Genomic DNA, 20,573 nt, shown 5'->3' on the forward strand with positions numbered 1-20,573 from the left:
GGCACCCCGTCGGCTCAGGAGTTGCGCAGGAAGCGGTCCAGGACGCGGACGCCGAACTGCAGGGCGTCGACCGGCACGCGCTCGTCCACGCCGTGGAACAGGCCGGAGAAGTCCAGGTCGGCGGGCAGCTTCAGCGGGGCGAAGCCGAAGTTGCGGATGCCCAGCTCCTGGAACGACTTGGCGTCCGTGCCGCCCGACAGCATGTACGGCAGCACTTTCGCGCCCGGGTCCTCGGCGGTGATCGAGGCCGTCATCGCGTCGACCAGCGCGCCGTCGAACGTGGTCTCCACCGGCGGCAGCCCGAGCCACTCGCGCTCCACGTCCGGGCCGAGCAGCTCGGCCAGCTCGCGGTCGAACGCCTCCTCTCGGCCCGGCAGGATGCGGCAGTCCACGGTGGCCTCCGCGACCGACGGGATCACGTTCGCCTTGTACCCGGCGGACAGCATGGTGGGGTTGGCCGTGTCGCGCAGCGTCGCGCCGATCATCCGCGACAACGCGCCCAGCTTGCCGATCGAGCCTTCGAGGTCGTCCTCGGGGAACTCCAGCCCGGTGATCTCCGACACCCCGGCCAGGAACTCGCGCACGGACGGCGTGAGGATCACCGGGAACCGGTGCTGCCCCAGCTTGGTGACCGCCGCCGCCAGCTTGGCCACCGCGTTGTCGTGGTGGATCATCGAGCCGTGGCCCGCGGTGCCGCGCACGCGCAGCTTGAGCCACCGGATGCCCTTCTCGGCGGTCTCCACCAGGTAGGCCCGGACGTCGTCCTTGAGGGTGATGGAGAAGCCGCCGACCTCGCTGATCGCCTCGGTGACGCCCTCGAACAGCTCCGGGCGGTTGTCCACCAGCCACTTGGCGCCGAACTGGCCGCCGGCTTCCTCGTCGGCCAGGAAGGCGAACACGAGGTCGCGCGGCGGCACGACGCCGTCCCGCTTGAACCGCCGCGCGACGGCGAGCGTCATCGCGACCATGTCCTTCATGTCGACCGCGCCGCGGCCCCACACGTACCCGTCCTGGACCGCGCCGGAGAACGGGTGCACCGACCACTCGGAGGCGTCGGCGGGCACCACGTCCAGGTGACCGTGCACCAGCAGCGCGCCCCGTGACGGGTCGGCGCCGGCCAGGCGCGCGACCACGTTGCCGCGCCCCTTGGCGCCCGACTCGACGTAGGTGGTCTCGTAGCCGACCTCGCCGAGCTTCTCCGCGACCCACTCGGCCGCCGCGCGCTCCCCGACGACCGTGGCCGGGTCTCCCGTGTTGGTCGTGTCGATCCTGATCAGCTCGCTGGCCAGCGACACGACCTCGTCCTGCGCGAGCCGCAGCCCGGCCCCGTCATCCAAGTTGCTCACCGGGTCTTCCTACCACCCGCGGCCCGGCGCGGTTCGTCAGCGCTCGGAGCCGTCACCTCGGACGACGGCCACCGGGCAGGGCGCGTGGTGCAGCATCGCGTGGCTGACCGAGCCGAGCAGCGCGCGCCGCACCGCGCCGTGCCCGTGGCTGCCCACGACGAGCAGCGCCGCGCCCTCGGCCGCCTCGACCAGCGCCTGGGCGGGTCGCGCCGGCGACACCACCCGTTCCACCCGCAGTTCCGGGTGGCGGGCCAGCGGCGCCTCGAACGACCTGGCGATCAGCGTCTCGGCGGCCCCTTCCAGCTGCTCGACGTCCAGTTCGAACCCCATGCCCTGGCCCCAGGCGCCGCCCGGCGTCAACGCGTCCACCGGCAGCCCGGTGGTGGCGTGCACGCCGACCAGGGAGCCGCCGTGGCGCGCCGCGTGGTCGGCCGCGAAGGCGATCGCCCGGTCGCTGGGCTCCGAGCCGTCCACGCCGACCACCACCCGCCCGTCGTCGGTCCGGTCGTCGGTCCCCTCGCCGGAGTCGCGGACCACCACGAGCGGCCCGGTGAAGTGGTGCGCCAGGTCCACCGTGACCGAGCCGGCGAACACCCTGGCCAGCCCGGTCGCGCCGGAGGAGCCCACGACCAGCAGCGCCGCTTCCCGCCCGGTCTCGGCCAGCACGGCGGCCGGGTGCCCGTCGAACGCGCGGGTGTCCACCTCGAGCCCCGGCGCGATCTCCGCGCACTCCGCGGCGAGCTCGGCGAGGTGGTCCCTGGTGTACGCGCGCACCGCCTTCTCGCCGACGAGCTGCGGCATCGGCATGGACACGGGCGTGACCACCACCTCGGGGAACGGCCCGCGGATGACGTTGACGACGAGCAGGCGCAGCCCGCGGCTCGCCGCCTCGCGCGCCGCCCACCGCGCGGCCTGCCGCGACCGCCCGGAGCCGTCGAAGCCGACCACCACCGCACCCCGGCCGACCGCGCTCTCCGGGCTCCTCAGGACGTCGGGGCTGGTCATCGCCCACCTCCGGCTCTCGGCGTGATCCCTTCGGCACCGGGGTAGCCGAGGAGGACGGACCCGACACGTGATCGGCGGGTTTTCCGGGGGTGACGGCACGCCGTGACCGGTGGCGCCGGGTTCGCGCGGGCAGCCGACGACGAGACCCCTCGGCCCTGCGCACCCCTCAGCGCGTGCCGCCGTGGCGGAGGCGGCGGCACTACCGCAGGGCCTCGTGACGACCGGCGTGGTCACCGGGATCTCGCCGCACCGCGCAGCCGGCCCTCCTGCTATTCCACTCGTGGGACGCCTGCGTTCCGCGCTCCCAACAGCAGTGGAACCGCCGCGGCCAGGCTACTGGGGTGGCCGGCCTGGAATCAACTGTTGTGGCGGAGTAGCGTGACCCCTGCCACTCGCAGTGGAAGTGCTTGCGGCGTGAAGCAGTCGTGCGTACGAGGGGTGACCATGACCGCGGGCGGGCAGCGACCCTTCGCCGACGTCCTCGACGAGCTGTGCCTGCGCCCCGGCGACCGGCCGCGGTACACGAACGTGGAGCTGGCCGAGCGGATCCGCCTCGACGGCGGCGAGATCACCCACACCTACATCTCGCAGTTGCGCCGGGGCGACAAGGACAACCCCACGTGCCGCACGATCGAGGGCCTGGCCACCGCGCTCGGCGTGCACCCCGCGTGCTTCGTCGGCGGTCGCGCGGGACTGCGCGAGGGCGAACGCCCGGGTTGGCGGCGAGGCGCGGTGAAACACCTCTTCGGCGCCGTGTACCCGGCCGACCGCGGGCCCTTCTCGCCGGAGGAGGTCGCGGCCCGGATCAGCGCCGGCCCGCACGGCTCGATCTCCGCGAACTACCTCCGCGAGCTGCTGGCCGGCACCAGCGCCAACCCGAGGCTCAAGCACATCCTCGGGCTGGCGGAGGCGTTCGGCGCCGCGCCCGCCTACTTCTTCGACGACGAGCTGGCCGCCAGGGTGGACGAGCAGCTGGAGACCCGGCTGGCCATGGACGAGCTCGGGGTCAACACCGTCATCCTGCGCACCGCGCAACAACCACCGCCACCCGGCGTCCGCGACAAGATCCTCCTCGCGCTCGTGCGCGCGCTGCACCCCGGCGTCGCGGCCGAGGACGCCATCAGGCGTGCCCTCGAACCGGACGGCGCGCCGGTGGCGGCCGAGGACGAGACCCGCTGACCCGGAACGCCCGGGTGGTGTGCGTGCGGCTGCGCGAGGTCATGGCCCGGCGTCATCGTCACCAAGGCCCGCAGCTGGGCGCACCGGTCGCTCATCCCGCCGCACGAGATCGCGGTGGTGCTTCGGACGACGTGCCGAAGAGCCGCGGATGACCGAGGATGAGGTCTGGCGGTCACGGAGGCCTCGCAGGTCAAAGCCGCGTCGGTGGCCCGTGCGCGGGGCACGGCGGCGGACGGCGGTCCGGGCGCCCTGGCCGACGCCACGACTCGGCGGTGAGCCGGGAGAGGAGGCCCGCGTGCCGGGTGCACACGCCCTGGTCCTCGGCGGCGGCCTGGCCGGGATGCTCGCCGCCTCCGCCCTCTCCGCGCACGTCGACCGCGTGACGGTCCTCGACCGGGACCGCTTCGCCGACGACGGCGACCGCAAGGGCGTGCCCCACGCCCGGCACGCCCACGTGCTGATGGCCGGCGGGAGCCGGGCGCTGGACGAGTTGCTGCCCGGCCTCACCGCGAGCCTGCTCGACGCGGGCGCGCAGCACCTCGGGCTGCCGAACCGGCTGCTCGTGTTCACCCAGGCGGGATGGCTGCCCCGGCTGGACGAGGCGCAGTTCGTGATCGGGTGCAGCCGCGCCCTGCTCGACGCCGTGGTGCGGCAACGGGTGCTCGGCCGGGTCGACCTGGTGGAGGCCACCGACGTGGTCGGGCTGCTCGGCGACCACGCGCGGGTCACCGGCGCACGCGTGCGCGACCGCGCCACCGGGGTGGAACGCGCGGTCGACGCCGACTTCGTGGTGGACGCGACCGGTCGGGGCGCCAGGACCGACTCCTGGCTCACCGCCCTCGGCCTGCCGCCCGTCCGCGAGGAACGCGTCGACTCCGGCATGGTCTACGCGACGTGCCTGTACCGCGTGCCCCCCGGCGCGGGGGAAGACTTCCCGGGCATCAGCATCCAAGGCGACCCGCGGTCGTCGCCGTGCAGCCGGGGCGGCGCGCTGGTGCCGATCGAGGACCGCCGGTGGATCGTCAGCCTCGGCGGCGGGCGCGGTGGCGAGCCGGAGATCAGCCCGGAGGGGTTCCGCGCCTTCGCGCGCGGCCTGCGGCACCCCGCCATCGCCGACTTCATCGACGCGGCGGAACCGCTCACCCGGCCGTTCGGGTTCCACGGCACGGTCAACCGCCGTCGCCGCTACGAGCGCCTCTCCCCCTGGCCGAGCGGGTTCGTCGTGCTCGGCGACGCCGCGTGCACGTTCAACCCGGTCTACGGGCACGGGATGACGGTGGTGGCGCGGCAGGCGGTGGCGCTGCGCGACGGGCTCGCCCGCCACGGGGCGCGGGGCGCGGCGGCCGAGCGGCTGCAACGGGAGTTCGCGCGCGCGACGGACGACGCGTGGGCCTTGGCGGTCTCCCAGGACCTGCGCTACCCCGCCACGATCGGGCCCGCGCGCGGCCGGCTCACGCGGCTGCGGGAGCGCTACCTCGACCGGCTCGTGCTGGCGTCCACCGGTCGGCCGACCGTCACCAGGGCGCAGCTCGACGCCTACACCCTGTCCAGCCCGCTGCGGAAGCTCATGCTGTCACCGCGCGTGGTCCTGGGCGCGCTGCTCGGGCCGGGCCGGCCGCCGACGACCGACGCGCCGCTCACCGAGGACGAGTCACGGGTGCTCGCCCGCGTCGAGCACCCGCGCTGAGGACGGCCCGCCCGTCACCCGCAGTCGGGAGCGGGCCGGAGCAGCCGGTCGGCCATCTGCCGGTAGGACACCAGCCCCGCGGCGGCCGCGAGCGCGCCCGCGCCGAGCAGCACGGGCCGGGTGGCGTCGATGTCGAACGAGCGGTGGAAGACGGTCACGACGGTCGGGCCGACCAGGGTCACCAGCAGCGGGCCGAGGACGGTCGACAGGCCGAGGACGAGCTTCATCAGCGACTGGACCAGCGCCACCATCCGGCCGCGCAGGGCGTCCTCGACCCGGGTGCCGATGATGGTGAGCCCGGTGAGGAACGCGGTGCCCGCGCACGCCCCGACCACGGCCACCGCGACCAGCGCGAACCACAGGTGCGGGGCGAGCGACACGACGACCAGGCCCGCGCCCGCCCCCACGATCGTGACGCCGAACAGCCGGTTGTAGGTCAGCCGGCGGGACAGCTTCGGCGCGGTCGCCATGCCCGCCGCCAGGCCGACGAAGACCGCGATGAACAACGTGCCGTACGCGCTCTCCCCGCCGCCCAGGCTCGCCGCGTAGAGCCGGGCGCTGCCGATCACCCCGCCGGCCGCGGCGAACGCGCCGGTCATGCCGATCACCAGGCCGCGCAGCAGCGGTGTCCCCCACGCGTACCGCAGGCCGTCGCGCATCATCACCAGGAAACCCGGTCCGCCCTGCCCGCTCCGCTTGGCGGCCCGGCCGGACAGCTCCGGGATCCGCACCGCGATCAGCACCGCGGAGGACAGGTAGAGCAGGCCGTTGACGACGACCGCGATGGTCGCGATCCGGAACTCCAGGTCGCCGTCGCGGACACCGAGGTAGCCGGGGATGCCCGCGATCAGCGAGTACAGGCTGAACCCGCTGACGGTGGCGATGCCGTAGGTCATCACCAGGCCGAGCTGGTTGGCCGTGTCGACCTGGTCGGGTCGGCGCAGCAGGTTCGGCACGGCCGAGTCCTTGGCCGGGATCCACAGCATCGCGCAGCAGCCGACCAGGAAGTTCGCGATGAACAGCCACCACGCCGTGCCGACGAACGCGATGGACAGGAACAGGCCGCCGCGGGCCAGGTCGCAGGCGACCATCACCTTGCGCCGGTCGAACCGGTCGGCCAGCACGCCGCCCAGCGGCGCGAACAGCACGCCCGGCAGGAGCTGCGTCAGCACCACCGCGCTGAGCGCGAACCCCTCCCACCCGTACCCCTGGGCCAGTTTCGTGACCAGGCCGGTCAACGCCAGCAGCGACAGCCAGTCGCCCACGCTGCACAGGAACGTGACGCCCCAGAGCCGCCGGAACGGCCCGATGGACAGCACCGCCCGGATGCGGCGGGCCGTCGACCTCCCGGCGCCACCCGAACCGTCCCCGTCGGCCACCACACCGACACCGTCGCCTTGAATGCCGCCACCCCCGCCGTAGTCGCAGATGATCAGACTAACGACGACGGTTCGACGCCTCCCACGCGTTACGCGATCACGGCTGCCTTCCGTGCAGTCCGGCCCTGCCCGCGGGCAGGGCCGGGCTCACCCGCGACCGGCCGAGGCGCGGAGGAAAGCGCACGTCACCACGTTTTCCCGGCGTCACTGCCCGACGGGCGCCGCGGTGGCGAACAGGTCGTCGAACACCCGGGCCCGGTCGAACGAGAGGGCGTGCGCCCTGGCCCGGTCCTCCATGGACCGCCGCTCCTGCGCCGACAGGTCCAGCACCGCGCGGTCGATCGCGGCGGCGAGGTCCGCGACGTCACCGGCCCGCACGACGATCGCCGTGGCGCCGACCGCCTCCCCGGTGCCGCCGGTGATCGTGGTGATCACCGGCCCGCCGCCGGCGAGCATCTTCTCGGTCAACGCGATGCCGAACGTCTCCACGAAGTCCGGCTCCGCCTTCGTCGGCAACGCGTAGGCGGCGCACCCGCGCATCAGCGAAGGCTTCTCGTCGTCGTCCACGTCGGACAGCAGCACCACCCGGTCGTCGTCCCGGGTGAGCGCCCGGACCTCCTCCAGCGCCGGGCCGTTCCCGGCGATCACCAGCTTCACCCGGTCCCGCGCCCTCGACCGGGCGAACGCCGCCACCAGGTCGTGGACGCCCTTGGCCCGCGCCACCCGCGACAGGAACAGCACGTAGCCGTCGCGGTCGAGGCCGCGACGCGCGAGGGCGGCGTCCACCCGCGCCGGGTCGAGGTCGAGGTACGCGGACGTGTCGATCGGCGGGTAGCTGACCTCGACCCGGGCGCGGCACTCCTCGGCGAGGCGGGTGCCGCAGTGCGCGTCGACGGCCTCGGCGGCGGCGACGATCTCCCGCCGCGTGTACTCCGACACCGCGATCACCTGGTCGTTGGCCAGGAACGTGGTGAACAGGGCCACCGCCGCGCCGAACCGGCCCTCGCGCAGGCACGAGCGGATCACGTTGGTGACGTCCGAGCCGACCGCCTTGGCGATGGTGCGGACGTCGGGCGAGAACCCGGCCGCGCGCGCCGCCGCCACGGCCTCGCCCACGACCGCCGTGTGCGGCATCAGGTACATCGACAGGCACGTGGTCGGCACCGGTTCGGCGAGCAGCTCGACCAGGCGGCCGGTGAGCCCGGCCAGGTACCGGCCATCGGGCACGCGGTAGTCGCCGACCGGCTCCGGCCGCTCCACCGTGATGCCCGCGCTGTACGGCGTGATGCGGTCGAGCGGCTTGAGCGGCAACCCGGCCGCCTGGAGCGCCGGCAGCGGCCAGGTCAGCAGCCGCACGTCGTCGAAGCCGCGGGTGAGGGCGACCTCGGCGAGGTTGCGGGCCTCGCCGGAGTGGCCGCAGATCACCGGGTCGGCCCGGACCACGATGACGAGGCGGCGGTTGGGGTTGTTCATGTGCGCGCTCCCGGCTCGGGCGGGTCGGACGGTGACGGCGGCCGGACCCGACGGCCCCAGGCCGCGGGTTCCGGGCCGAGTTCGAGTTGCAGCCGCCCGCCCGCGTGCACGGTGGCGGCGCTGAGGTGCGCCACGTCCAGCGGCTCGCCGTTGAGGCGGGCGGACTGCACGTACTGCGGCGGCGGCACGCGTTCCAGCCCGTCGGAGCTGATCGGCGTCTCCCGGTGGCCCCTGGTCTCCACGACGAAGTCGCGGTCGCCGAGGTGGACGGTGGCGCGCGCGAACGCGGGCGCGTTGACCAGGAACAGGTTCTGCCCGGCGACCGGGAACAGGCCGAGCGAGGCCCACACGTACCAGGAGCTGAGCCCGCCGGAGTCGTCGTTGCCGGGCAGCCCGCCGGGACCGGTGCCGAACTGCCACGTCAGCGCCGCGTGCACGACCTCGGCCGTGCGGTCGGGCCGGCCCGCGTAGTGGTAGGACCACGGCGCTTCCATGTCCGGCTCGTTGTTGAGGCCCTCGAACCGGTTCAGCGCGTAGCCGACCGCCATCTCGGCCGGGTCGGGCCGCCTGCCGGGCTGCGCCACCGGCGGCGCGCCGAAGCCGAAGAAGGCGTCCAGCATGCCGACGAACGCGTCGTCGCCGCCCGCCATCGCGATCCGCCCGGCCATGTCGTGCATGAGCCGGAAGGAGTAGTTCCACTTGCCGCCCTCGTAGAACGACGAGTCGCGCAGCAGCCCCGTGGCCGGGTCGAACGCGTTGGTCCACAGGAGGCTGCGGGCGGCGAGGTCGTCGGCGAGGCGGCCGTCGTTCAAGGCCCGCGCGACACCCGCGGTGCAGTGGTAGGCGTAGGCCAGGTCGAGGGTGTGCGAGATCGGGTGCACGACGCCGTGCTCGTAGAAGTCCTCACCGTACAGCCGGCGCAGGTCGGCTTCCATGTGCGCCAGCGCCCAGTTCCAGTCCAGGTCGCCGAGGCCCAGTGCGTGCGCGTCCGCCAGCGCGGTGTGCACCAGCGCGCTGGCCTGCCGGAAGAACCGGTCCGCGCCGCGGGCCATCCGGTAGCCGATCGGGAAGTTGCCCTCCTCCTCGCACACCCGGATGAGCGACTCCAGCAGGTCGACCGCCCGGTCCGGGACGATCGCGGCGAGCAGCGGCAGCTGGGTCTTGTAGATGTCCCACATGGTGCAGACGTCGAACGCGAACGGCCCGGACGTGGGCCAGAACGGGCTCTCGTCGTCGGCGAAGCACGGCTTGACCAGCGAGTGGTACAGGGCGGTGGCGAACACCTGCCGCCTGGCCGGGGACCCGCCCTCCACCTCGACCCGGTCCACGTGGTCGCGCCAGCGCTCGCTGGTGCGCTCCCGGGTGGCGTCGAACGCGGGCGGTTGCCCGCCGCACTCCCGGTGCAGGTTGTCCCTGGCCTGGTCGCAGCCGCGCAGGGAGAAGCCGATGCGCACCTCGACGCTCTGCCCGGCGCCGGTCGGCCCGAGGAACAGCAGCCCGAAGGGGCGCAGGGTGGTCTGCCGGATGCGGTCGAAGTCCAGCCGGGTGCCGCCCTCGATCAGCCTGCGGTCGTGCCACAGCATCTGCCGCCAGCCCGGCGAGTCGACCTCGATGTGGACCGACAGCGGCACGCCTTCCACCACGACGGTGCCTTGAGCGCGGCCGTGGCCGAGGCTCTCCACGTACGCGCGCAACGGCACCGTGCGGCCGTGGTCGATGGCGAGGCCGCCGCACGACAGGTCCACCACGATGCGCGCGGCGCGGTGCTCCGGGAACGTGTACCGGTGCACCGCGACCTTCTCGCCGACGGTGATCTCGCACCGGACGCCGGTGTCGAGCGTGGCCGCGTAGTACCCGGCTTCGGCGACCTCGTCGTGCAGCGGCCACGCCTGGCCGAGCGCGTCCAGCTGCTGCACCATCGGGGTGACGCGGACGTAGTTGTAGTACTTGCGGATCGCGCCGGTGCCGGACTGCTGGAAGTGGGTGAACCCGGAGGCGAGCGACCGGTCGAACATCTCCTCCGGCAGCCCCTCGGTGTTCTTCGTGTACCTGCCGTAGCCGGTCGGGTAGGCGCCGGAGTAGGCGCAGGCGGACACCATGCCCAGCGGCGACGTCGCGCCCGGGTGGGTGTTGCCGATCTGCGCTTTCGGCCACCACCAAGTGGCCGCGAGACCCTGCGCCCGGGGCAGGGAGGTCGCGGCCGTGCCGATGAAGGGATCGATCTCGTTCAGGATGGCGAGACTGTAGGTCGCCGCCGGGCCGCCGGTGGTTTCCGCGACGTGAACTCGGTGGGAACGCCTCCCCCGTTCACCGGTCCGGGTGAGGGAGCGGGTGGCGGTGCAGGGGCTCGGCGAGGCGCGGCGCGGCGCGGCACGGCACGGCACGGCGCGGCACGGCGCGGCACGGCAAGACCGGCGGGGTCGGGTAAGGCTGCGGCGGGCTGGTCGGCAGGGACGAGCGGGCGGCCGGGTAGCGGAGCGGTGAGGAGGCGAGAGGCGGGCGCGGCGAGGGGCGGCGGAAGCAGGACGGCGCAACCGGGTGCGGCGAGGCGCGGCGGCGTGGGGGGCGGGGCGCGGCGCGGCTGGATGCGGCGAGACGGGACCGGGTGCGGCAGGGCCCGGGTGCGGTGTTGTCGACTTGGCGACGAAGTGACCTACCCGCGTTCGGCGTACTCCGGCAGTCGGCGGGCGACCTCGTCCGGGCCGGGCATCCTGGCGATCTCCTCGGCGAGCACGCGGGCCGCGTCGGAGTGCCCGCCGGGCCGTGACAGGGTCCGGACGGCCGAGGCGACGGCTTCCGCGCTCACCTCGTCCGGCAGCAGGCGCACGCCCGCCCCCGAGGCGGTGACGGCGTCGGCGTTGGCGAACTGGTCGGCGCCCTGCGGCAAGATCAGCTGCGGCGCGCCGACGGTGAGCGCGCCGAGGGTGGTGCCGCTGCCCCCGTGGTGCACGACGATGTCCACGTGCGGCAGCAGGTCTGCTTGCGACACCCACTTGTGGACGGTGACGTCGGCGGGCACGTCGCCGAGCTCCTCCGGGCGCACCCGGCCGGTCGCGACGACCACGCGCGCGTCCAGCGCGGCCAGGCCCTCGATGGCCGCGGTCAACAGCTCCGCGGTGCCGAACGCGGTGCCCAGCGTCAGGTAGACCAGCGGCCGCGACCCGCGATGCCCGTCCCAGGCCGGCAGCGCGGCGGGTTCGGAGTACGCGACCGGGCGCAGTTCGATCCGGTCCTCGTTCGCCAGGAAGCCCTCGTCCTGCAAGGACGGCGGGCAGATGTCGAGGTGCGGCAGGCCCGGCACGGTCTTCGTCGGCAGCTCCAGGCCGATGCCGTCGGGGAACAGGCGGCCGAAACCGTGCCACAGACCCGGGATGCCGGCCCGGTGCGCGGCGACCGCGGCGCCGGGCACACCCCACCCGTGCACCACCAGGTCGGGCCGCAGGCGCGCCAGTTCCGGCTCCAGGTCCTCGGCGTACACCTCGTAGAACGCGTCCGCCGGGCGGAACGGCCGCAGCCCGTTCGCGGCCAACGGCCGGTGCACCTCCTCGCCGGCGGCGAAGTGCACGTCGTGCCCGGCTTCCCGGGCGGCGATCGCCAGGGGGATCAGCGGATAGGTGTGGCCCACGGACGCGAGGCCGGCGAACAGTACGCGCATGGGCGAGAACCTACGCCTGTCCCGCGGCACGACGTCATGGTGTCGCCCACGGGTCGACGGGCACCACGTCGGTGATCCGTCCCGCCTCGTCCAGCAGGCACCCCATGCGCTTCACGGCCCGCAACGTCACGGCGCGGTCGGTGAGGGTGAGCGCGGGCAGCCGCCTGGCGAGCTCCGCCTCCAGGCGTTGGACGTCGCCGAGGGACCGCAGCCACAACGTCATCACCAGGTTGTCCGCCCCGGTGACGGCCGCGCACAGCCGGACCTCCGGCAGCTCGGTCAGCGCGGTCGCGGTCCGGTCCAGCTCGTCCGGTGGCACCCTGGCCCAGAACGTCGCGGCGATCGGCCACCCCGTGATGGGTTGCGCGACCTCGCACCTGAGCGACAGCAGCCTGCCGTCGACCATCTCGTTGAGCCACCGGCGCACGGTCGACCCGCTCCTGCCGGTGCGGGCCGCGATCTCGGCCGCCGGCCTGCGCCCGTCGTCCAGCGCCCGCAGCACCTCCCGGTGGTGGGGCTTCCAGACGGCCCGGCTCCCGGTCGACCCGCCCGGCGTCGCGCGCCGCCGGGGTTCGAGCGCGCCGAGCCGCCAGTGGTTGCCCTCGCCGTAGACGGTGGTGACGGTGTGCGTGCGCGTCCGCCGCAACCCGGGCAGGCCGTGCAGCCGGTGCAGCACCACGTGCGACAGGGTGGCGAGGTCGGGCGTCAGCAGGGTCAGGAACAGGTCCCGCCCGCTGCTGATGATCGAGATCGAGACGACCTGCGGGATGCGGGACAGCACCTCGACGGCGTGCGCGCGGGATGTCGGCTCGATGTCGACCTCGATGAACGCGTTGCAGTGGTCCTTGGCCCACATCCGCACCTCGGGGTAGGCGGTGACGCGCGCGAGACCCGCGTCGGCGAGCACCTGCCACCGCCGTGCCGCGGTGACCGGGTCGATGCCGAGCGAGCGCCCGACCTCGTGCCACGTCGCCCGCGGCGCGGCTTGCAGGGCGTGGACGAGCCGGAGGTCGGTCTCGTCGGGCGTGAACGAATCCTGCACAGCGGGCCACCTCGGTGAGCGATCTTGGCGATTCGAGCGCCGAGAGTGGCATCCGCCGTGATTCTCGGCAAGTGCCCGGCCACCGACCCGAGGAGAGATCACCCATGTCGAAGAGCGAGAACGCGGCCCTGATGGACCACCTGGTGCGGTTGCGGCGACGGCTGCACGCGGACCCCGAGGTCGGCCTCCACTTGCCGCGCACGCAGGAGGAGGTGCTGGCCGCGCTGGACGGCCTCCCGCTGGAGTTGTCCTCGGGCCGGTCGCTGACGTCGGTGACCGGCGTGCTGCGCGGCGCGCGCCCGGGACCGGTGGTGCTGCTGCGCGCCGACATGGACGCGCTGCCCGTCCAGGAGCGCACCGGGCTCGACTACGCGTCACGGGTGGACGGTGTGATGCACGCGTGCGGCCACGACCTGCACACCTCGATGCTGGTCGGCGCGGCCCACCTGCTCGCCGCCCGCCGGGACGAGCTGGCCGGCGACGTGGTGTTCATGTGGCAGCCCGGCGAGGAGGGGTGGGACGGGTCGGCGGCGATGATCGCCGAGGGCGTGCTGGACGCCGCCGGTCGGCGGGCGGACGCCGCCTACGCGTTGCACGTGTTCGGCGCGGGCGTGCCGCACGGCGTGTTCTCGGCCCGGCCGGGCACCACGATGGCGGCTTCCGACGGGGTGGAGGTGACCGTCGTCGGCGCCGGCGGGCACGGCGCCCGGCCGCACCGGGCGCGGGACCCGATCCCGGTGGCGTGCGAGATCGTCACGGCGTTGCAGGCCGTGGTCACCCGCCAGTCCGACATCTTCGACCCGGTGGTGGTGACCGTGGGGTCGTTCCACGCCGGCAGCAAGCGCAACGTCATCCCCGACACCGCGCGGTTCGAGGCGACCGTGCGCACGTTCTCCGCGCCGGCCAAGGCCCGGATCAAGGACGCGGTGGTCACGTTGGCGCGGTCGATCGCGCGGGCGCACGGCCTGCGCGCCGAGGTGGACTACCTCGACGGCTACCCGATGACCGTCAACGACCCGCAGGAGACCGCGTTCGTCGCCGACACCGTCACCGACCTGTTCGACGGCCGCTTCCGGCCGCTGGCCGACCCGATGCCGGGCGGGGAGGACTTCTCCCGCGTCCTGCGGGAGGTCCCCGGCGCGTTCATCCCGTTCGGCGCGGGCAACGGCGTCGACAACCACTCCCCTCTCGTCCGGTTCGACGACGCGCTGCTGCTCGACGGCGCCACCGTCCTGGCCGAGCTGGCGCTGCGCCGGGGCGCCCGCTGAGGCCCGTCGGGTGGGCCCGTGGCCGCCTGGGTCGACCGCGGTCCCCCTTCGCCGACGGGTTGCGCCGCGCGGACGGCGGCGGTCCGGCCGAATGGTCGCGTCGCCGGCTCACCCGCGGCCGCAGGGGTTTCGAAAATGTTCGACAACCATTGCCCGGCGCGAAGGGTCGCGCCCATCGTTGATCACCACCGCGTCGGAAGGGGCCGTCGAAGTGCCGAAACTCTTATCGACCTCGTTGATCACCGCGTCGTTGGCCGCGGCGGTCGTGCTGCCGGTCGGCCCGGCCGTCGCCGCGACCGCCGCCACGCCCGCCACGACCCTCGCCTCGGCCGCCGAGCGCAGCGGCCGGTACTTCGGGGTGGCCGTCCAGGGCTACAAGCTGTCCGACCCGACGTACGCGGGCATCCTGGACCGCGAGTTCGCCGTGGTCACGCCCGAGAACGAGATGAAGCTCGACGCGACCGAGCCGCAGCAGGGCCGGTTCAGCTTCGGCCCGGCCGACCGGGTCGTGGACCACGCCGCGCGGCTGGGCAAGCGGGTGCGCGGCCACACGCTGCTCTGGCACTCGGGGCAGCCGTCCTGGCTGGCGGGCCTGCAGGGCTCGGCGTTGCGCCAGGCGATGCTCAACCACGTCACCCAGGTCGTCGCCTACTACCGGGGTCGGGTCCACGCGTGGGACGTGGTGAACGAGGCGTTCGCCGACGGCACGTCCGGCGCCCGGCGCGACTCCAACTTCCAGCGCACCGGCGACGACTGGATCGAGGCGGCGTTCCACGCGGCCCGGGCGGCCGACCCCGCCGCGAAGCTCTGCTACAACGACTACAACGTCGAGAACCGGGCGCACGCCAAGACCCAGGCCGTGTACCGGATGGTGCGCGACTTCCGGGCGCGTGGCGTGCCGATCGACTGCGTCGGCCTCCAGTCGCACTTCACCGCCAACCACCCGGTGCCCGCCGACTTCGCCACCACGCTGCGCGACTTCGCCGCCCTCGGCGTGGACGTGCACCTGAGCGAGCTGGACGTCGAGGGGTCCGGCGCCACCCAGGCGGACAGCTACCGGCGCGCCGTGACGGCCTGCCTCGCGGTGAGCCGGTGCACCGGCATCACCGTGTGGGGCATCCGCGACAGCGACTCGTGGCGAGCCTCGGGCACGCCGCTGCTGTTCGACTCCTCCGGTACCAGGAAGCTCGCGTACACCGCCGTGCTGGACAGCCTCAACGGCGCGTGCCCCTGGGCGGTCGTGCCGCCGGCGGCTACGCGTTCAAGTGGCTGAGGTGCGGCGGGGTGCCCAGGACGTGCACCCGCTGCAAGTGCCTGGGCAACCCCCGCCGGTACGGCTCACGGGTGTGCAACAGCGTGTAGTTGTCGGTGATGAGGATGTCGCCCGGCTCCCACGAGTGCGCGTAGAGGTGGCGCGGGTCGTACAGCGCGCCGCGGACCTCGGCGACGACCGCTCGCGCTTCCTCCGGGCTGTGGTCGGCCACGGTCACGTCCGGGGGGTTGAGGATCTCGACGCCCTCGGGCACCGGTTCGAGGAACCGCAGGGTCGGCGCGCCCGTCACCGGGTGCGGCTCGACCAGGGGTGAGATCACCAGGCCGCCGTAGTGGCTGATCTTCGGGTTGCGGTAGTGCAGCACCACCGAGCGCCAGCGTCGCACGGTCGCCGGGTCGGTGTCGGCGAGGACCTTGGTCGTGTCGGTGAACAGGGTGCGCCCGCCCTCCGTGGTGTCCGGGGCGGTGAGGCAGTGGAAGACCTGGAACTCCGGGACGTGCCTGGCGTACATGCCGTCCCAGTGCATCGGCATGAACCCGGTGTCGAACGCGTGGTCCTCGGGCTCTTCGTGCGCCAGCACGTCGAAGACCGTGCCGAAGGACCACTCCAGGACCTCGCCCCACGAACGGCCGTACGCCTCCAGCGCGGCTCCGTCGGCGGGCGGGGTGAAGCCGCGCAGCACGACCAGGTGTTCCGCGCGCACCAGTGCCCGCACGTCCTCGACCGGGGGCGCGGTGAACGGCAGGCCGGGCGACGGGGCGGTCAGGAGCGCGCCGAACGGGGTCAGGGGCTCGGCGCCCCAGGCGGTGTCGGCAGCGGTGGTGGCGGACGGCATCGGTTCAGCCCTTCGACGAGGTGGTGGAGTGGTCGGCGGCCAGGACGTAGTGCGACGGGCGGCCGCCGCGCAGCACCAACCGGCCGCCCGCGTCCTTCGCGGCCCGGTGCTTCATCAGCCGGAACCGGCCCCGGTCCTCGACCGCGACGGCGTGCCACGGGGTGAGCCAGCGGTCTTCGTCGCCGGCGTCCTGGAGGAAGATGCCGAACTTCTCGTGGCCGCACGGCTGGGGGTGGATGGACAGCCGGACCGCGTCCGGGTGGATCGCCGCGAGCAGGTTGCCCCACGCCTGGCTGCGCCCGATCACCTCGTAGGCGCGCCGGCGGCTCTCCCGTTGCAGCGTCGCGTTGCTGCCCCGGAAACCGGGGATCTTCGCGTCCTCGTACAGGAAGCGCGTGATGCCGCGGTACAGGCCGAGCAGCGGGCCGCCGCTGCGGACCTCGTCCCGCAGGGCCTCCAGGTCGGGCGCGTGGTCGGCCCACAGCTTGCGGCGCATCCCGGCCGGATCGGTGCCGGGGAAGACGTCGTCGAGGCTGTAGAGGCTGATGTGCGCCGTGCCGAGGCGGCCCAGGACGTCGGACATCCCCCGCTGGTAGGCGGAGACGTGCTCGTCCGGTATCCGCACGAGGTCGTTGAACACGCGGCCGTCGGAGCAGATGATCAGGTGGGCTCCGGGCGGGTAGACCTCGCCGACGCGGACGCACAGGGCTTCGAGGAACGCGACGGACAGTTCCTCCGCCAGGTCCGGCAGGTGGCCGAGCACCTTGTCCGGGTTGGGCGACTTCGCCGGGAAGGCGGGTAACAGCATGGGGATGGCGCGACCGGCGCGGACGTGGCCGTCGATCTTGTCGCGCTGGGCGGCGCGGCAGTGCTCGCACGAGTCGCCGTGCGTGCCGCCCGGGTCGAGCAGGAGCCTTTGGTGACCCATTATCAAATCCAGCACGGCGTCCGTGCGCGCCATTCCGTGGGCGGACATGGACTCCCCTTTCCCGAACCGGTGACGGCGGCCGGCGGAAAGCCACTATGCGACACGACAATGCGGCCGTCAACCAAGTGCTAAGTCGGTAAGAATATTCGAATCAGCGACGTGACCCCGTTCACAGTTCGGCAACCACCATTGACAGCGAATTATTACCGCGCCGGCGGTTCGGTCATTCCCGGCGAACCGGCCGATCAGCGGTATGGCAACTCGGACGACCGTGGTTCGGTGACGAATGATAATCACCGTCCGTGGGAGTGGAGCGGCATGCTGACGTTGGGCATCAGCGGTCATTTCGACCTGCTGCCGGGGCTGTACCGGACCTACATGCACGACGCCACCGCGTGCCTGGTCGCCGACGGCGAACTCGTCGTGGCGGTCGAGGAGGAACGGTTCAACCGGATCAAGAAGACGAACAAGTTCCCGGCCGGCGCCATTCGCGCGTGCCTGGACCTGGCGGGCGTCGGACCGGGTGACGTCGACGCCCTCGGCTACTACTTCGGCCGCGACCTGGTCGACCTCGGGTTGGGCAACTTCCACGTGGCCACGCCGGTCCAGCCGGTCCGCTGGGGCGTCGACCTCCTCCAGGACCGGCTGCGCGAGCACTTCGACTGGGAACTGCCCGCCGACCGGATCATGTTCACCCGGCACCACCTCGCGCACGCGTGGTCGTCGTTCGCCCGCTCGGGCATGGCGGACGCGCTGGTGGTCGTCATGGACGGCCGCGGCGAGCACACGTCGACCACGATCTACCTGGCCGGCTCGGGCGAGATGCGCGAGCTGCGGTCCTACTCGGTGGCGCACTCGCTCGGCCAGCTCTACCAGGACGCGATCGGGCACGTCGGCTACGGCTTCGGCGACGAGTACAAGGTCATGGGGCTCGCGCCGTACGGCGACCCGGCGACCTATCGCGAGCAGTTCCGCAGCCTCTACACCCTGCTGCCCGACGGCGACTACGCCATGACCCCGCCGATGCCGGACATCAACCCGACCGTGGCCGCGTTCTACGAGAAGGGGTTCGTCGCGCGCCGCGCCGGCGAGCCGGTGACGCAGGAGCACCAGGACTTCGCGGCCGGGCTCCAGGAAACGCTGGAGATCCTGGCCATGCACGTGCTGACGCACTGGGCGAGGCAGACGGGCGCGACCAGGTTGTGCTTCACCGGTGGTGTCGCGCACAACAGCAGCCTCAACGGGCTGATCCTGCGGTCGGGTCTGTTCGAAGAGGTGTTCGTGCACCCGTCCTCGCACGACGCGGGCGCGGCGGAGGGCGCGGCGATCGTCGCCGCCGCCCGCCTCGGCACACCGCACACCCGGGTCGGACGGTTGACCAGCGCGAGCCTCGGCCCCGACCTCGGCACACCGGACGAGGTGGAGCGGGCGTTGCGCGCGTGGAGCGGCATCGTCGAGGTCGAACGCGCGGCGGACGTCGTCGACGCGACCGCGGAACTGCTCGCCGGCGGCGCGGTGGTGGGCTGGGCGCACGGGCGGTCGGAGTTCGGGCCGCGGGCGTTGGGCAACCGGAGCATCCTGGCCGACGCCCGCCCGGTGGAGAACCGGGACCGCATCAACGCCATGGTGAAGAAGCGGGAAGGTTTCCGGCCGTTCGCACCCGCCGTCACACCGGAGGCCGCGGCCACCTACTTCGACCTCACCGGCACCAAGGCCGACCACGGCTTCATGTCGTTCGTGGTGCACGTCCAGGAGGACCGGCGCGCCGAACTGGGCGCCGTCACGCACGTCGACGGCACCGCCCGCGTCCAGGTCGTCACACCCGGGGCCAACGCGCGCTTCCACCAACTGATCACCCGGTTCGGCGAGCTCACCGGCACCCCCGTGCTGCTCAACACCTCGTTCAACAACAACGCCGAACCCATCGTGCAAACCGTGCACGACGCCCTCACCACCTACCTGACCACCGAGATCGACGTCCTCGTGGTCGAGGACTTCCTGGTCCGGCGGCGGGGTCCGGCGGCGCGGGCGCTGGACGACCTGGTGCTGACGCTGCGCCCGGTGACCCGGCTGCGGCAGGACTGGCGGCCCGGTGACGAGGTGAGCGGCGAGGTGTACCTCGACTACTCGTTCGGCCCGTCGGCGAAGGTGTCGCCCACGGTGTTCGACCTGCTGGCGGCGGCGGACGGGGAGAGCACTGTGGCCGCGTTGGCGGGCACCCTGACCGACGAGGTGCGCGACGAACTGGTGTCGTTGTGGCAGCGGCGGTTCTTCTCGCTCGCGCCGAAGGCCTGAGGGTGGCGCCGGTGGTCCCGGGAGGGGCCACCGGCGCTTCCGTCACCGGTCCAGCAGCTTCTCCAAGGCGTCCGCCGCGGCGGGCGCTCCGCCGCTGGACCGGACCACCTGGCTCATCTCCGCCACGGCCGCCCGGTTGGCGGAGGCCGCCGAGACCGCCGCGCGCAGCCCGGCGGGCGTCTGGTCCTCCAGCGTGACGCCCAGGCCCAGCTCCGCGGCCCGGGCCGCGATGGCCCGCTGCTCGGGGATCTGCGGCACGGTCACGAACGGCACGCCGTGGTACAGCGACTCCATGATCGAGTTCATGCCCGCGTGGCTGAGGAACACCGACGCGTGCCGCAGCACGGCCACCTGCGGCACGCGGGGGTGGGCCGTGATGTTCGCGGGCAGCGGCCCGAGGCCGGCGGGGTCCAGGTCGCCGATCGACATGACGACCTCCCACGGCTCGTCGGCGAACGCCTCGACGCACGCCCGGTAGAACTCGGGCCGCGAGTTGAACACCGTGCCCAGCGAGATCAGCAGCACCGGCGAGTCGGTCCTCGGCGACCACTGCTCGGCCTCCTGCCGGCTGCCCAGCGAGGGCCCCACGAAGTGGAACCGGTCGTCGAACGTCTCGGCCGACAGCTGGAACGAGCGCGGCACGAACACCACGCTCATCGGGGCGACGTGGCCGAACATCAGGTTCGGGTCGTCGAGGAAGCTGAAGCCGGAGGCGAACTTCGCCATCCGCCCGATCGCCGCGACCAGCTCGGGGTGCTGGTGGTCGAACGACGGCGGCAGGTAGACCTGGGTCGCGGAGAACCGCTCGTTCTCCGCGAACGTGGGCACCAGCGCCACCTCGGGCACGCCCAGCAGGTTGGCCAGCATCCGGCCGGTGAACGTCACCGAGTCGTAGCACACCGCGTCCGGCCGGTCGGCCTCGAAGTGCGCGGCCAGCACCGGGAACGACACCTCGGCGTCGTCCAGGAAGTAGTTCAGGGTGACGGCCAGCTGCTCGGCGGTGAACTCGCCCCGCGCGTCCAGGTCCGGCGGCAGCTCGGAGGGCAGCACGACCGGTGTGGCGCCCGCCTCGGCCGGACCGGCGGCGGTGGCGGGACCGGTGGCGTAGCTGACCCGGTGCCCGCGCCGGACCAGCTCCTCCACCAGCGGCACGGTGGGGTTGACGTGCCCGGCGGCGGGCGCGCTGACAAAGGCGAAGTGCCCCATTC

The 20,573-nt window shown here is 73.3% G+C and carries 15 protein-coding genes; 5 read left to right on the forward strand and 10 right to left on the reverse strand.

The genetic code is table 11. The features are described from left to right. Positions 1 to 14 precede the first annotated feature (14 nt). Together EDD40_RS04120 and EDD40_RS04125 are read right to left on the reverse strand one after the other, a co-directional pair. A complete protein-coding gene (locus EDD40_RS04120) occupies positions 15 to 1,337 on the reverse strand; it encodes a M20/M25/M40 family metallo-hydrolase (protein ID WP_123747746.1) in 1,323 nt (440 codons plus the stop codon). A 45-nt stretch (positions 1,338 to 1,382) separates the two neighbouring features. After that, the gene (locus EDD40_RS04125) at positions 1,383 to 2,351 is read right to left on the reverse strand and encodes a universal stress protein (RefSeq protein ID WP_123741715.1); all 969 of its coding nucleotides are present in this window, start codon (positions 2,349 to 2,351) and stop codon (positions 1,383 to 1,385) included. Positions 2,352 to 2,795: 444 nt separating this feature from the next. Here EDD40_RS04125 and EDD40_RS04130 point away from each other — a divergent pair, with 444 nt between their 5' ends. Both EDD40_RS04130 and EDD40_RS04135 read left to right on the forward strand, forming a co-directional pair. Further along, complete coding sequence (locus tag EDD40_RS04130; protein ID WP_148088676.1) at positions 2,796 to 3,530, forward strand: hypothetical protein; 735 nt, start codon at positions 2,796 to 2,798, stop codon at positions 3,528 to 3,530. A gap of 295 nt (positions 3,531 to 3,825) precedes the next feature. After that, on the forward strand, positions 3,826 to 5,217 hold the full coding sequence (locus EDD40_RS04135; RefSeq protein ID WP_211348079.1) for an FAD-dependent oxidoreductase: 1,392 nt from the start codon (positions 3,826 to 3,828) through the stop codon (positions 5,215 to 5,217). Between the two features lie 14 nt (positions 5,218 to 5,231). On the opposite strand, the gene EDD40_RS04140 is transcribed toward EDD40_RS04135, so the two are convergent. From EDD40_RS04140 to EDD40_RS04160, 5 genes are all read right to left on the reverse strand, one after another. Next, positions 5,232 to 6,596, reverse strand: a complete 1,365-nt coding sequence (locus EDD40_RS04140) for an MFS transporter (protein ID WP_342777752.1) — start codon at positions 6,594 to 6,596, stop codon at positions 5,232 to 5,234. Positions 6,597 to 6,800: 204 nt separating this feature from the next. Next, the gene (locus EDD40_RS04145; RefSeq protein ID WP_123741718.1) at positions 6,801 to 8,069 is read right to left on the reverse strand and encodes a glycosyltransferase; all 1,269 of its coding nucleotides are present in this window, start codon (positions 8,067 to 8,069) and stop codon (positions 6,801 to 6,803) included. Continuing rightward, the gene (locus EDD40_RS04150) at positions 8,066 to 10,453 is read right to left on the reverse strand and encodes a glycoside hydrolase domain-containing protein (protein WP_211348080.1); all 2,388 of its coding nucleotides are present in this window, start codon (positions 10,451 to 10,453) and stop codon (positions 8,066 to 8,068) included. The genes EDD40_RS04145 and EDD40_RS04150 overlap by 4 nt, the downstream gene beginning before the upstream one ends. A 269-nt stretch (positions 10,454 to 10,722) precedes the next feature. Next, complete coding sequence (locus EDD40_RS04155) at positions 10,723 to 11,724, reverse strand: glycosyltransferase (protein ID WP_123741719.1); 1,002 nt, start codon at positions 11,722 to 11,724, stop codon at positions 10,723 to 10,725. 34 nt (positions 11,725 to 11,758) lie between these two features. Next, positions 11,759 to 12,766, reverse strand: coding sequence for an Lrp/AsnC family transcriptional regulator (locus EDD40_RS04160; RefSeq protein ID WP_123741720.1), 1,008 nt, complete (start codon positions 12,764 to 12,766; stop codon positions 11,759 to 11,761). Between the two features lie 104 nt (positions 12,767 to 12,870). Between EDD40_RS04160 and EDD40_RS04165 the strand changes: the two genes are divergently transcribed. Both EDD40_RS04165 and EDD40_RS04170 read left to right on the forward strand, forming a co-directional pair. After that, positions 12,871 to 14,034: a M20 metallopeptidase family protein gene (locus EDD40_RS04165; RefSeq protein WP_123741721.1), complete on the forward strand. Its 1,164-nt coding sequence runs from the start codon at positions 12,871 to 12,873 to the stop codon at positions 14,032 to 14,034. Between the two features lie 211 nt (positions 14,035 to 14,245). After that, entirely contained in the window at positions 14,246 to 15,307 is a 1,062-nt protein-coding gene (locus tag EDD40_RS04170; RefSeq protein WP_246037394.1) for a glycoside hydrolase family 10 protein, read from the forward strand. Here EDD40_RS04170 and EDD40_RS04175 read toward each other — a convergent pair. Both EDD40_RS04175 and EDD40_RS04180 read right to left on the reverse strand, forming a co-directional pair. Next, positions 15,288 to 16,142: a TauD/TfdA dioxygenase family protein gene (locus EDD40_RS04175; RefSeq protein ID WP_123741723.1), complete on the reverse strand. Its 855-nt coding sequence runs from the start codon at positions 16,140 to 16,142 to the stop codon at positions 15,288 to 15,290. The genes EDD40_RS04170 and EDD40_RS04175 overlap by 20 nt on opposite strands. Before the next feature lie 4 nt (positions 16,143 to 16,146). After that, entirely contained in the window at positions 16,147 to 17,118 is a 972-nt protein-coding gene (locus tag EDD40_RS04180) for an L-tyrosine/L-tryptophan isonitrile synthase family protein (protein WP_170184936.1), read from the reverse strand. Positions 17,119 to 17,388: 270 nt separating this feature from the next. Between EDD40_RS04180 and EDD40_RS04185 the strand changes: the two genes are divergently transcribed. Further along, a complete protein-coding gene (locus EDD40_RS04185; protein ID WP_123741725.1) occupies positions 17,389 to 19,365 on the forward strand; it encodes a carbamoyltransferase family protein in 1,977 nt (658 codons plus the stop codon). 42 nt (positions 19,366 to 19,407) lie between these two features. Here the strand turns inward: EDD40_RS04185 and EDD40_RS04190 are convergent, their stop codons facing one another. Beyond that, entirely contained in the window at positions 19,408 to 20,571 is a 1,164-nt protein-coding gene (locus EDD40_RS04190) for a macrolide family glycosyltransferase (RefSeq protein ID WP_123741726.1), read from the reverse strand. Between the last annotated feature and the right edge of the window lie 2 nt (positions 20,572 to 20,573).

This window comes from Saccharothrix texasensis (assembly GCF_003752005.1).
Classification (GTDB): Bacteria; Actinomycetota; Actinomycetes; order Mycobacteriales; family Pseudonocardiaceae; genus Actinosynnema; species Actinosynnema texasense.

What these genes read in the sequence shown, in the direction of transcription:
- EDD40_RS04130 (WP_148088676.1), top strand. Translation starts at nt 2,796, where the DNA reads ATGACCGCGGGCGGGCAGCGACCCTTCGCCGACGTCCTCGACGAGCTG.
- EDD40_RS04165 (WP_123741721.1), top strand. Translation starts at nt 12,871, where the DNA reads ATGTCGAAGAGCGAGAACGCGGCCCTGATGGACCACCTGGTGCGGTTG.
- EDD40_RS04145 (WP_123741718.1), bottom strand. Translation starts at nt 8,069, where the DNA reads ATGAACAACCCCAACCGCCGCCTCGTCATCGTGGTCCGGGCCGACCCG.
- EDD40_RS04190 (WP_123741726.1), bottom strand. Translation starts at nt 20,571, where the DNA reads ATGGGGCACTTCGCCTTTGTCAGCGCGCCCGCCGCCGGGCACGTCAAC.
- EDD40_RS04175 (WP_123741723.1), bottom strand. Translation starts at nt 16,142, where the DNA reads ATGCCGTCCGCCACCACCGCTGCCGACACCGCCTGGGGCGCCGAGCCC.
- EDD40_RS04180 (WP_170184936.1), bottom strand. Translation starts at nt 17,118, where the DNA reads ATGTCCGCCCACGGAATGGCGCGCACGGACGCCGTGCTGGATTTGATA.
- EDD40_RS04155 (WP_123741719.1), bottom strand. Translation starts at nt 11,724, where the DNA reads ATGCGCGTACTGTTCGCCGGCCTCGCGTCCGTGGGCCACACCTATCCG.
- EDD40_RS04185 (WP_123741725.1), top strand. Translation starts at nt 17,389, where the DNA reads ATGCTGACGTTGGGCATCAGCGGTCATTTCGACCTGCTGCCGGGGCTG.
- EDD40_RS04125 (WP_123741715.1), bottom strand. Translation starts at nt 2,351, where the DNA reads ATGACCAGCCCCGACGTCCTGAGGAGCCCGGAGAGCGCGGTCGGCCGG.